This window comes from Candidatus Ozemobacteraceae bacterium, from assembly GCA_035373905.1.
Taxonomy (GTDB): Bacteria; Muiribacteriota; Ozemobacteria; order Ozemobacterales; family Ozemobacteraceae; genus MWAR01.
Window position 1 is genome coordinate 177,967 of the sequence record DAOSOK010000004.1, and the last position, 12,113, is coordinate 190,079.

At 61.5% G+C, this 12,113-nt stretch carries 8 protein-coding genes; 4 read left to right on the top strand and 4 right to left on the bottom strand.

Annotated elements, in window-relative coordinates:
• The first annotated feature begins 71 nt into the window (after window positions 1-71).
• From PLU72_03225 to PLU72_03240, 4 genes are all read left to right on the top strand, one after another.
• On the top strand, window positions 72-2,180 hold the full coding sequence (locus PLU72_03225; protein HOT27175.1) for a hypothetical protein: 2,109 nt from the start codon (window positions 72-74) through the stop codon (window positions 2,178-2,180).
• Entirely contained in the window at window positions 2,177-2,710 is a 534-nt protein-coding gene (locus PLU72_03230; GenBank protein HOT27176.1) for a DUF3592 domain-containing protein, read from the top strand. Before PLU72_03225 ends, PLU72_03230 begins: the two co-directional genes overlap by 4 nt.
• A gap of 85 nt (window positions 2,711-2,795) precedes the next feature.
• Window positions 2,796-4,931: a hypothetical protein gene (locus PLU72_03235; protein ID HOT27177.1), complete on the top strand. Its 2,136-nt coding sequence runs from the start codon at window positions 2,796-2,798 to the stop codon at window positions 4,929-4,931.
• 203 nt (window positions 4,932-5,134) lie between these two features.
• Complete coding sequence (locus PLU72_03240) at window positions 5,135-5,602, top strand: zinc ribbon domain-containing protein (GenBank protein HOT27178.1); 468 nt, start codon at window positions 5,135-5,137, stop codon at window positions 5,600-5,602.
• On the opposite strand, the gene PLU72_03245 is transcribed toward PLU72_03240, so the two are convergent.
• From PLU72_03245 to PLU72_03260, 4 genes are read right to left on the bottom strand one after another with little or no spacing between them, the layout of a single operon-like run.
• Window positions 5,580-7,493 (bottom strand): hypothetical protein, encoded by a 1,914-nt coding sequence (locus tag PLU72_03245; protein ID HOT27179.1) that lies wholly within the window; start codon window positions 7,491-7,493, stop codon window positions 5,580-5,582. The genes PLU72_03240 and PLU72_03245 overlap by 23 nt on opposite strands.
• 18 nt (window positions 7,494-7,511) lie before the next feature.
• Window positions 7,512-8,543 carry a VWA domain-containing protein gene (locus PLU72_03250; protein ID HOT27180.1) on the bottom strand — a complete coding sequence of 344 codons (1,032 nt, stop codon included), beginning with the start codon at window positions 8,541-8,543 and terminating at the stop codon, window positions 7,512-7,514.
• Between the two features lie 6 nt (window positions 8,544-8,549).
• Window positions 8,550-8,804, bottom strand: coding sequence for a hypothetical protein (locus PLU72_03255; protein HOT27181.1), 255 nt, complete (start codon window positions 8,802-8,804; stop codon window positions 8,550-8,552).
• Window positions 8,805-8,820: 16 nt separating this feature from the next.
• Window positions 8,821-11,973, bottom strand: a complete 3,153-nt coding sequence (locus tag PLU72_03260) for a tubulin-like doman-containing protein (GenBank protein HOT27182.1) — start codon at window positions 11,971-11,973, stop codon at window positions 8,821-8,823.
• Window positions 11,974-12,113: the final 140 nt, after the last annotated feature.

Genomic DNA, 12,113 nt, shown 5'->3' on the forward strand with positions numbered 1-12,113 from the left:
CACATGAACGCTCAGGACGTCATTTCATGACCGGTCAAATTCTTTCACAGTCTCCGCTGTTGGAGGCCTGTGTGGCGTTTCTGATCTTTTTTCTCCTTTCTTCCGCCTCCTATGGCACGGCCGCCTGGCTGCTTCCAGCCGGCTCGACGGCCCGCCGCTGGTCGGCGACGATCGTCATCGGACACGCCGTTCAACTCGGCATCTTCCGCATCCTGGCGCACGTCTCGGCATTCCGGCCGATTCCTGCGCTTGCCGCCGTCGCTCTGTTCGCGGGAGTGACGGCGCTGGTCCGGATGGTGCGCCCCCGATCCGGATTCTCGCTGCGAATGCACCTGCAGGATGATCTGCAAAACCTCAGGAACCGCGTCGGACAGGCCCTCGCATGCCCGGCACGGCGTCTCGTTCAGGCTCTTGCCGCCGCCGCCGCCGTTGCGTTCATCCGGGCCGTCATCAACCTTCCCGTCGTCACCGACTCGCTTACATATCATATGATATTTGCAGGTGGTTTCGTCCGCAGCGGAGGCTGGTTCGACATCGACATGCCCGGAACATGGGGGGTAAAATACCGCTTCTATCCGACAGGAGGAGAGATTCTTACAGCGTGGCTCATGCTCCCGTTCCACGGTGATCTGCTGGCTGGCCTGACGTGCTTCCCATCCTGGATCCTGACGATGACCGCGCTGTATGAACTTGGCCGCAATCTCGGCCTGCCGCCGCGTCGGGCCGTCATTCCAGCCTGTCTGGTTGGCTTCATGCCCGCCGTGTTCGCCTTCGTCGCCACCACCTATGTCGATATTCCTCTTCTCGGCCTGCTCCTCGCCGGCACGCTGTTTTTTCTGCAAGCCTGGCAGACGGGGGGGCGTGGGGCCCATGTGTTGTGCGGAACGGCCATGGGTGCTGCGCTGTCCGTGAAAATTTTCGCTCTTGGCGGTGCGATCGGCGCCCTTGCGATGCTTTCAGGACGGTCGCTTCTTTCGCGGCGCATCATGCCGGCGCTTCTGGTCGCCAGTACGACGGCTGTTACGGGACTCCCGCATTATATCGACCTGTATATTCGATTCGGCTCGCCGACCTGGCCGCTTCCCCTCGGGTTGCCCGGCATTCCGCTCTTTGCCGGAAGCCGCGCGTTTGCCGAGATGCTTGCGTATCTGGCGGTCGTCGCCGACCGCCAGATTTCGGGCGGTTCTCTACCATACGAGATCGGCTGGCTCGCCAGATGGTTTTTCGGATTCGGCCCTGTGTCAATCGGGCCGATCGCCCTCGTCTGCGCATTTCTTGCGCCGATCGGTCTTTGGAGGGTTTGGAACTGTTGGAGCAGGGGATTTGCCGCGTTCACGGGCCTGATGCTCGCGGCTTCGTCAGCCGGTCTTGCCGGTGCCGGAATGTGGAAGTTTCATGTCATCTTTGCGAGTGTGAACGCTCGCCTGAACGTCTATCCGTCTGCGCTTCTCATACTCCTGGGTGTGATCGCTCTCGAACGCTGGGCTGATGACGCTCGATCACGTGGGCTGACGGCGATTGCCGTTCTGGGAATTCTCGGCTTGCTTGTCACGTTCCCCGTCACCTGGTCGACGGGGTATTTCGGACTCGATATATTCCTGCTGGCAATGCCTGTCTGCATGGCTTGTTTCCCGGTCGTTCCCGCCCCTCCGATGATTGCGGTCGATCGTACATCTCTGATTGCTGCCGTATTGGCGGTCACCTTCGGTCTTGCGATCCTTTCGCCGCTGAAGGAAAAGCTTCGCCCGGTGCAGTTGATGAACGCGTTCGAAGCGCATGAGATGGATCGGACAATTTCTTCGGCGTGGGTTTTCTGCGATGATCCTGCGAAACCACGTCGGATCGCTTTCTCGACAGGCTGGGATGGCATGCTCGGCTATAAATGGTATTCCGCATTTCTCATGGGGCGCAATCTCCAGAACCATCTCACCTATGTGCCGATTACAAGAGACGGCGGAATCATAGAATATAATGATGCAGATAAAATACTGAAGGAAGCTGATTTCGGTGCGTGGCGCCGGCGACTTGTGGAACAGAAGATCGATACCGTCGTTCTTTTTCCCCCATACCCGCCCGAGCATGCCTGGGTGGTTGCCCACCCCGACCTGTTCGTGCCGGAGGGCCCGGCTTCCCCGACGATGGTATTTCGCGTGGTGAATATGGAGAAGGATTGGAAATGATGGGAAAGGCGAGATATGTTCGAGGATTTTCTCCGTCCCGGCGGGGCCTGGCCGTGCAGATGGCGGTGTTTTTCCTGCTGACGGGCGTTTTCGGCGGCGCCATGGTCGGATATTTCGTGGCGCGGGACCACGCCGCTCTCTCCTGGCCGTCGGCGCCGGGAACGATCGTTAAAAGCTGGGTCGGCGAGCGGAGCGAGTGGAAGGATGATCACACCTATCAGCTGTATTCCCCGCATGTGCGATATGTCTACCGCGTCGGCACCGCCTCGCAACCGTACGAGGGTGAAGAAATATCCAGCCTGCAGACCTCTTCCGGAGACAGAAAATGGGCCGAGTCCGTCGTGGCGAGCTATGCCGTCGGAACCCGTGTCACGGTGTATTACAACCCGGACCGCCCGCAGGAAGCCCTTCTCGAACGCGGAATTCACACCTGGTTCATCCTGCTGTTCGTGGGGGTGGCCCTGCTCTTCCTCGGTCTGGGGATCGGAATGATCCGCTTCCGCGCCGCCATCGACGGCGCTTCGAGATGAGCCTCGCGCGTGGAACGTCTGCCCCACGTGCGAATGTGCGGATGGAATGTGGAAAAGTGAAGGCAGATAAGCGGTATAATATATAATGAGTGATATAATAAATTCGATTCTTGCGCTCCTGCTGTTTGGCTTACTCGGATATGCGGCATACGGCTCGGCCGCGTGGCTCCTCCCGCGCGGCTCCACAGCCCGGCGCTGGGTCGGGGCGGTCGTAGCCGGACAGTGGTTCCAGATCTGCCTGTTTCAATGCCTTGCGCAGGGGCATGCGTTCCGATTGCAGTTCGTCATCGGCTTTACCGGCGCGTGTGCGACATTCGTCGCCTTCGTCCGGGGCCGATTCCCCCGGGATGACGTTTCCCTCGCAGCTCTGCTTCGCGCCGATGTGGAGAACCTTCGCACGCGCATCGACCAGGCTCTCGCGGGCCCGGCGCGCAGGCTCGTCCTGTTCTGCATCGCCGCCGCGGGTGTCGCGGCGGTCCGGGGCGCGCTGAACCTCTCGATCTCGTTCGATTCGCTTTCCTATCACGACCTCTTTGCCGGGAACTTTGTCCGGACGGGAGGCTGGTTCGATATCGATTCGCCCGGCCCCTGGGGGATCAAATACCGCTTCTATCCGGCGGCGGGCGAGGGGATGATCGCCTGGCTGATGCTGCCGTTCCATGGCGACCTGGTGGCCGGCCTCGCTGCATTTCCGGCCTGGGGACTCACGATGGCCGCCCTCTACGAACTGGGGCGCTGCCTCGGCCTCCCCGCCCGCCGGGCCGCGATCCCGGCCGCGATTGTCGGATTCATGCCGGCCGTGTTCGCGTTCCTCGCGACGACCTACGTCGATATTATGCTGCTCGGGGCGCTTCTCGGCGGAATACTGTTCTTCCTCGAAGCCTGGGAGACGCGCTCCCGGGCTGCCCTGTTTCTCTGCGGCGCCGCGTTCGGAAACGCGCTCGCGATCAAGGTGTTCGGCCTGGCAGGCGCGACGGCTGCCATCGGCATGCTGTTCCTGCTCTGCTTCGCCCCGGCGCCGATACGCCTGAGCCCTGACCGGTGGCTTTTCGCAGCGATCCCCGCGGCCCTGGCCGGCCTTCCCCACTACCTGCGCATGTATCTCGCCCACGGCTCCCCGACCTGGCCTCTGCCGTTGAGTCTTCCGGGAATACCGCTGTTTCCAGGAAGCGCGGAATGGGCCTCATACCTCGCCCGGATCAATCATGCCGCCGATCTCATGATGCCCGGCGCAACCCTGCCGGATCAGATTCTATATCTTGTTCGATGGTATTTCGGCTTCGGCCCCATGTCGTTCGGCCCGGCCTGCCTGGTGCTCGCCGTCGTGGCGCCCGCCGGCCTGGCGTATCTCTGGAAGAACGGCCGGCGGGGCTTCTGCATCTTCGTTTTCCTGCTGCTGGCAGGCTCTGCCGCTGGTCTGCTCGGTTCGGGCATGTGGAAGTTCCACGTCTCGTACGCAAGCATCAATGCCCGGTTGATCAGTATCATGACGGCCGTCCTCGCCCTGCTCGGCGTCCTCTCGTTCGAACGCTGGCGCGCGGAAGCGCGCTCGAACGTGCTCTCGCTCGTCCTGCTGATGGGCGCGACAGCCGTCGCCATCGGTTTGCCGGAACAGTTTTCGACCGGTTTCCGCGCATTCGACCTGTTCCTGCTCGCCACTCCCTTCGCGGCGGCGCTCCTGCCGGTTCGACGCCTTCCCCGAATGCGCTGGCCGGAAACGAATTGTCTCGTGGCGGCCCTGGCCCTAGGTTGTGTGGCTCTCTCCCTCCTGCCGCAGATCGAAGGGCGCATGAGGCAGTGCCAGTATGTCGCCGCGTACGAGGCCCACGGCCCCGATCGCGATATCGCGCCCGCCTGGGCCCTTTGCGACGACCCGGCGACCCCTCGCCGGATCGCCTTTTCCACGGGATGGTACAACGACCAGGGCTATAAATGGTACTGGGCGCCCCTTCTCGGCCGAAAGCTCCAGAACGACCTGACCTACGTCCCGATCACGACGGACGGCTCGATCGTCGAATACGACGATCCGACCGCCGTCGCCGCGAAAGCCGACCTTGAAGCCTGGCTCCGTCGCCTCTCGGAACGCCGGATCGACACCCTCGTCTTTTTCCCCCCTTTTCCGCCCGAGCACGCCTGGGTCGTTGCCCGCCCCGACCTGTTCCGCCCCGTGGGAATAGCTTCCCCGACCCTGGTGTTCGATGTCGGAATTCACAACCGCTGAATCACGGAGAATACGAAGGATACAGAGATTTCACAGAGAAAATGAAATTCTCGGTTTCTTCTCTGTGATTCACGTTCTTTTCTGCTGAATTCGAACGGAGACTCATGTGCATGCCCTTGAGTGACGCCGCTTTTCTTTTTGGAATGTCAGGTATAGACTTGAAGCAGGGGAAGACCCCGCACCCAAGAGATGGAGGATCGAAGATGAGAAAATTATTTCTGCTGGTCTGTTTCTGCATGATCGGCGCGCTTCCCGCCTGGGCGGCTTACTGCTCGGGATGCGGTCAGAAGCTTCTCGACGACGTGAAGTTCTGTTCGAAGTGCGGCACGAAAGTCGCGGTCCCCGACGCGGCGAAACCGGCGCCTGAACCGTCGAAACCGGCGCCGGCCACGGACAAGGTGAAACAGGAGGAGCCCGACCGCACGGCCGTCTATCGGACGAAGACCGATCTGTACGTCTATCAGCGCCGGGGTGACGAGCACAATGTCCTGAAGAAGAACTTCCTTTTCAAACCGCGCCGGTACAAGATCAAAGCGGGTTCTGAGATCCGCGTTCTCGAAATCGTCGGCGACACCCTGCATGTCGAGTCGGTTCCGGGCCCTGACGGAAAAACGGAGAAAGGCTGGGTCACCGAGGAGGAGCTCGCCCTCAGGACGACCTGGTCGAAATAGCCTCCCACTCGGTCCGGACGGACTCCCAGTCGGTCCGGATCTGCTCCAGCAACAGAGAAACGTCTCCGCGGTCGAGCGTGACCGGCAGGAACAGTTGTTCGACCGGCCTGGTGAGCCATTCAACGGGCTCGAGGAAGACCGCCCGGCGCGTCTTTTCGAAGGCGTCATACGCCCGTGACATGAACGGCTCCCGCGAGAGCGACACCTGATCGACGAAATGCAGCAGGTTGCCGGGAAGCCAGCTCGCGAGCCGCTCATACACCGGCAGGCCGATTGGCCCCAGCAGATACTCCGTGACGCCGGGAAGAATGACCGCCGTCTTGATCGCGATGACTGCGGCGGCGAAGCCCGTCAGTGCGGAGAATCCCGGAATGACCGCCCGCATTGTCGCGATGACCTCGGGGTTGCTGTCGCAAAAATCGGCGAGATCGTGTTCGAACTTGTCGATCACCGGCTGCATCTGCGTCCGACCGCGCTCCGCAAGATGTTCTCTGAGACGCTCGCGCAGGGCCGCCGGGTCGGGCCAGTCGAGCAGACGAAGCTCGCCATGCAAGCGGCTCGCCAGAGCCTTTCCGCTCTGCGCCGCGGCGCGACTCCGATCGAGCAGGTCTGCGCGCGCCGCCTCGATGAGCTTCGCCGTCTCTTCGAGATCGCGCCGGTCACGCTCGGCGATCGGATCGACGGGGCCCTGAACAGGCGAGCTTCCGAAAATGATGCTGCGAAACTTCGAATATGCACCGCCGGCCTTCCGGCTGATGTCGCTCACCAGATCCCCGAAGGAGGTTTTCAGACGGGGCTGAAGCACCCTCACGAGTGCGTCCTGAAGCTCGAAATACCCCGCATGGCCGGCGAACTCGCGGATCGGCTGTTTCAGCGACCGCTCGATCCGCTGCCTGAACTCGTGAAGCATCTCCTCGCACTCCTCCTGTCGCGCGAGAATATGCCGGGCCGATTCCGTGAGCGCCGTCTTCGCGTTCCCCAGACCGTGTTCCAGCGACTCGATCCGCCGGGCGGGCGCCTCGGCCGCCGCATCCGCGAGATGCCGCCTGAGTTCCTTCACGGCTTCCGCCGGCAGAAGGCCATGATCGGTCGTTTTCTGCAGCTTGATGGCAAGCACCGCTCTCTTGTGAGCCGGCCATCTCTCGCCGTATCGTCGCGTCAGATCATCAAGCGCCGCCGCGTGCTGGGAAAGATACTGGTTGAAAACGTCGATCCGTCGCGGAAGCAGTTGCATCGCCTCGTCGAGGAAGCTGATGCCTCTCTCGTCCTCGTATTTCTGCTGGGTGGTGACCCAGACCACGAGGTCGGCGAACCCCAGGCCGAGCCGCGCCGCGGCGCGACATTTCGGATCCGAACTGTCGATGTCGGGAGAATCGAGAATGATCGGAAGATCCTGCGGCCAGTCCGGATCGTGATCGGCGTAAAGAGCGTGCCTGCGAGGAGCGGGGGCGGAAAGCTCGGAGGTGGGAACGAGATGAAAGCCTGCATGAGCGGCCGTGACCGCCTTCAGATCCTCTTCCCGGCCGGCTCCGACGAGCCTCTTCGTGAAACTTGCCGTGCAGCCGGAGGGAGATACTATATAGCCTGCTATTGTATTGATCAGTGTGGATTTGCCGGTGTTCGTTCCTCCGCACAGGATCGCCACGGGAGGCAAAGTGCCGCCGGTCGCGACGTGCGGAATGAGACGCCGGCGGAGGAAGGTGACGCCGAACTCGAGGCCGGCAACGTCGATGTCTCCGAACTGCTTCGGATGCGATCTGACCGACTCCAGCGCGGACTCGCACCACCGCGCGAGCAGGTCGGCGTGCTTCAGGAGCGAGGCCGCTGCCGCGGTCTTCCCTTCGGCGGAAAGAGGCGCAGATTCCGTCGCGGTCTCGTGCCTCCTCATCATTCCCGACGTTCCCGCCGTTTAGCGGCTGCGCTGGAGGCGGGTGCCGTTCGCGTTCACCGTCATCGAAACCGACAGGGGAAGGCTCAGATCGGCCGGCAGGGCAACTTCGGCCACCTGCACGTTGTTGACGATCTTCGAGATCTTCGGGAACCACGTGCGAAGCTCGCCGCTGTCAGGCACGTAGACGTAGTAGCCGTCCGTCTCCTCGGCGATGCGCTTGAGGATGTCGACGTTCAGCCAGCCGAACCCGAGGGTGAAGCAGGAGACGAAATGCTGGCGCGAGCGCAGGAGCACCTCGTCGAGCGTGTGCGAGGACGAGTTGTCGTTGCCGTCCGTCGTCAGCAGCAGAAACCGCATCCAGCGACGGGCCTGGACGGTCGAGATGCCCTTGTCGATGCCCGAGTAGAGCGCCGTGTTCTCGAGCGGAACGGCGTGCTTGACGGCTTTTTCGATGTCGCCCTTGTTCGCCGTGAGGTCGGTCATGGTATTGACGGTGTTATTGAATTTGATGATCGATCCTGAGAAGGGCATGACCATCGCGTTCAGGAACGTCGAGTAGTTCGACTCGATCGCCGAGATGTCTTCAGGGAACATGCTGCCCGAGTAGTCCATCACGCCGGAGAACGAGACCGGTTCGGGCTGGTTCATCAGGTGCAGCGGCGCGACGCGGTCGACGATCGCGCGCTGCCGGGAAGCGGGCTTGTCGCCGAGCTGGACCTCGACGTCGGCCGGGTTCACCGTCGTCAGCGGGTCGCCATTCTTGTCGGTCACCGTGAAGAGCACGGCATACCGTTTCTCGCCGAGTTTCTCGATGCCGTGCAGCCTGAGAGCGGAGGCCAGGTTGTCTTCGGGCTTGGCATTCGGCCGGAACCGGTTCACCACGGAAAGATACTTCCGCAGCCACTCGGCAAACGGGTTGCTGGCGCCCCAGGACGAGGAATACATCGACCAGAGCGTCGCGCCTGCGATCAGCGCAAGAAAAGCCAGAAACGCGATGAAGCGCCAGGGGTTGATCCTGATCTCCCCGGTTCGCGGTGCGACTTCGACCATGGCCGATCAGTAGAGATGGAAATGATACGCCAGGCCGGCCAGCACGCCGGCAAGGACGATCATCATCAGGCCGGGGGCGTGGAAGAACCACCAGTCGGCTACGAGCGCCGCCGCGACCAGCGACCAGGCGATGATCGCCTGCGTTCCGGTGGGCGCGCCGAAGTGGAACACCAGGGCGAAGATGATCGCCGCGACGCTCGTGAAGATCAGCCACCCTGACTGGATCTTGATTTCGGTTTTTCCGGGATTGACTTCGACCATTGCATTCGGCTCCTTGTCAGGCTTTCGGCAGTCCCGCCTGCGCCGCCATCCCCGACGGCCGCTGGCTGAAAATCGCCTCGTGCTGCTCCTGGATGTCCGTTAGGACGCGCAGGATGCCGCGCTTGATCGACAACAGTTCGTCGCTGGCCGCCGACACCTCATGGTTCGTCCGGATCTCCTGCTCGACCCCGGCTTCCAACTGTTTGACCTTGTCGGTGAATAACGGTACGTATTTTTTGATGATCGCGTTCTGCTGGGGCAGCGGCAGGGTGAGCCAGCCTTCCTTGTAGACGGTGTTGATGAGGTAGATGCCCATCGTGTTGTTCTTCAGGTAATCGAACAGTTCGGTGATTGTCCGGCCCATCGGAACCGGCTTCTCCTGCTGGTAATGCAGCTCGAACTGGACGAGCTCGGGGTTATACTCGATGCCATGCACGGACTTCGCCAGGTCGGCGTGCATTTCGTACCGCAACAGTACGTAGACCATGTACAGGTTTTCCAGCGTCTTCGCGGGAATCAGCCCGTAGCTCGACCAGAGAACCGGATAGGCGTCGTTCGTCAGCAGCGCGTGACAGTTGATCTTGGCGTTATTCTTCCGATACAGCGCCTGCCATTGGGTGATCGCGCTGAGGTTGTAGGGGCACATGCCGTGCAACGTCTGCAGCAGGCTGATCTCGAAGCGGTTGCGCGTCGGGGCGATCGTGATGCCGATCTCGCCCTTGCGTAGGCTTTCGCGGATCTCCTCGGCCAGCTTGCTGTGCTCCTCGGCGATGCCCAGAGTCACGATGTTCATGCGGGTCGGCTGGTTGTTGCCCCGGTCGTTGATCGTCATCAGCGGCGCCGACTGGTTCATCAGGCTCTCGATCAGGCTCTTCTTGAAACCGGGCTTCGCAGAGTCCTTCCAGTGGATGAACTCCTCGATGCCACCCAGCATGCGCTTCCCGATGAGGCCGCGGCAATACTTCACGATATCGTTCTCGAGCGAGTCGCTCTGCGGGTTCGTGTAGGCGTCCCAGTTCTTTTCGAGGTCGATCGAGACCAGGAACTCCTTCTCGATGTCGTTGTTCGACAAATCGCCGAGCAGATACTTGTAGAACGGCTCCACGTCGCGCTCCTCGAAGATGAACGTGCGCACGTAGGCCTGAACGCGCGAATACGGCTTGATCTTGTCGAGGCACGACTCGTAGCTGCGCTCGATCATGCCGTTCTTGGATACGGCGTCGAGCTTGCGGCCGAACTCCTCGACCTGCTTGCGCAGGTTCTGCGCCTGAGTGCCGAGGTATTTCAAAAAGTCGGAGGCGCACGAGAGGCAGAACCGCTCGTATTCCATCTCGACCGCTTCCTGCGCCTCTTTCTCGAGCTTTGCAAACTCTTCGCGGATGTTCGAGACCGAGAGCAGCGTGCCCAGCTCGAGGAACTTGCCGCCGAGCCCGAACATCGAGTTCAGCCGGTTGGAAAGCGCGTCGCGGGCCGCGACATACTCGCGCTGTTCTTTCAGCTGCCGGTTACGCAGGTCTTCATCCTTGCGGCCCAGGACGTCGCGCGGGAAGCGCTGGAGATACTTCTCGAACGCGGTCAGAAAGTCGATCGCGATCAGGGCGCCCTGGTCGGGGTTGTCGATGATCTCGATGATCTTCGCCTTCAGCACCTTGCCGCCTTCGATCGCGGCCTTCTCGAACTCGACGCGGACGCGGCCCTTGATCTCGTCTTTCTTGACCTTGACCCGGTCCATCTCGTCGATCTTGCGCAGGATGTAGGCGCTGGCCGACTCGCCCGGCTGCTGCTGCGCCTCGGTGCGCATCGTGTGGAACTGCGGGTTGTCCCAATACTGGGCCCGCGGAATCAGCTTTTTGGAAAGCGCGAACACGCCGTCCGGCGTCAGATCGAGCTTGTCGGGATTCGACTCGGCGAACTCGCTCACCATGCCGTCGATCGTGATGTTGTCGCTCGACAGTTTGAGCCAGCGCGTCACGTCCATCGAAAGTTTGTAGGTATACAGATCCATGATCACGTCGAGCGGGTAGTAGAAGCTCTTGTAGCCGGCGGTGCTGAGGCACTTGAGCTGCTTCCCCTCGAGGTCGGAACTGAGCTGGCCGAGCACCTGCGATGCGTTGTCGAGCATCGAGTTCTGTGCCTGGCGCAGGTTCGTGGCGAGCTTCGTGAACACGAACTCGGCGGCGATCGTATCGTAGGTCGCGATGTCGTCCAGGCTGCTGGTGCCGAGCAGATACAGCTGGTCGAACGGCGTTTCCTCGCAGGTGGAGCCGAACGTCGTGGCGTCGTGGCTCTTGCCGACCGGCCCGTAATTCACCATCAGCTTGTTCCGGCGATCCTGGGTCAGGATATCCTTCGCGCTCTTGGTCGGCGGGAACTTTTCCTTGTTCATGAAATAGAAGGCTTCGACGAGCGAGGCATATCCGTTGGCCTCGAGCCGGCCCGTCGCGTTCACGTTCGGGTCGATCGCGATCTGGGTGAAGGCCTCGGGCGTGAGCTGGATGCCGACCATGCTCGGCTTGCCTTTGCCGCCGGACAGCTGGTAATACGCCATCTTCAACAGGTAGGCGATGTCCATGAACATGCCGGCTCCCGAACCGCCGCACAGCGAGCCGACGACATAGAACTCGGGGGTCAGGATCTGGCCCTGCTTGTTCGTCAGCGGCACGATCTGGTCGTCCTGGTTCACGTTCTTGCGCGCGATGATGCGGCTGATCTTGGCCTTGAGTTGCTGGTAGATGCGCTGGATGTCGACGAACAGGCCGAACCGACCGGTGAACCGGAACTGGTGCGCGCCCTGGCTGATCTGGCCGAGGTGGTGCTTCAGCTTCGCCGGGAACCATTCGTTGAGATACCCGTAGGTGTCGGTGTCAAGGTTGCCGGTGATTTGGTTGGCGTTCTGGATGTTGATCTGGTGATATTCTTCTTCCTTCAGCTTCGCGCCTTCGACCTTTTCGTGCGCCTTGGCGTCGAACAAATCGGTGTCGATGCAGAAGAGATCGATGAAATCGGGAAGGGTCGGGCGCGGGTCAGCGGCGTGGCGGAACGCTTCGCGGATCTGCGGGCTGTTGAGGAACGCCTCCTTGAACTTCATGAGGACGCGCTTGCCGGTGCCCCCGAGACCGATAATGAGAGCGGGATTGAGGGCCAGCCTGTTTTCGAAGTTGCTGCTCATGAACACCTCTCCTGACGCGCGCGGCGTTTGGTATACAGACAGTCTGTCAGTATAGTCACCCGGTTTCCGGCCTGTCAAGGAATTCGCCGCACGCGACCGGCATGCCCGTGAAAGGGGAAAACGTTGCGGAAACCGTTCCG

Bases quoted from the DNA above. Each gene is read 5' to 3' on its own strand.
- PLU72_03250 (HOT27180.1), bottom strand. From the start codon at position 8,543: ATGGTCGAAGTCGCACCGCGAACCGGGGAGATCAGGATCAACCCCTGG.
- PLU72_03255 (HOT27181.1), bottom strand. From the start codon at position 8,804: ATGGTCGAAGTCAATCCCGGAAAAACCGAAATCAAGATCCAGTCAGGG.
- PLU72_03260 (HOT27182.1), bottom strand. From the start codon at position 11,973: ATGAGCAGCAACTTCGAAAACAGGCTGGCCCTCAATCCCGCTCTCATT.
- PLU72_03245 (HOT27179.1), bottom strand. From the start codon at position 7,493: ATGATGAGGAGGCACGAGACCGCGACGGAATCTGCGCCTCTTTCCGCC.
- PLU72_03240 (HOT27178.1), top strand. From the start codon at position 5,135: ATGAGAAAATTATTTCTGCTGGTCTGTTTCTGCATGATCGGCGCGCTT.
- PLU72_03230 (HOT27176.1), top strand. From the start codon at position 2,177: ATGATGGGAAAGGCGAGATATGTTCGAGGATTTTCTCCGTCCCGGCGG.
- PLU72_03235 (HOT27177.1), top strand. From the start codon at position 2,796: ATGAGTGATATAATAAATTCGATTCTTGCGCTCCTGCTGTTTGGCTTA.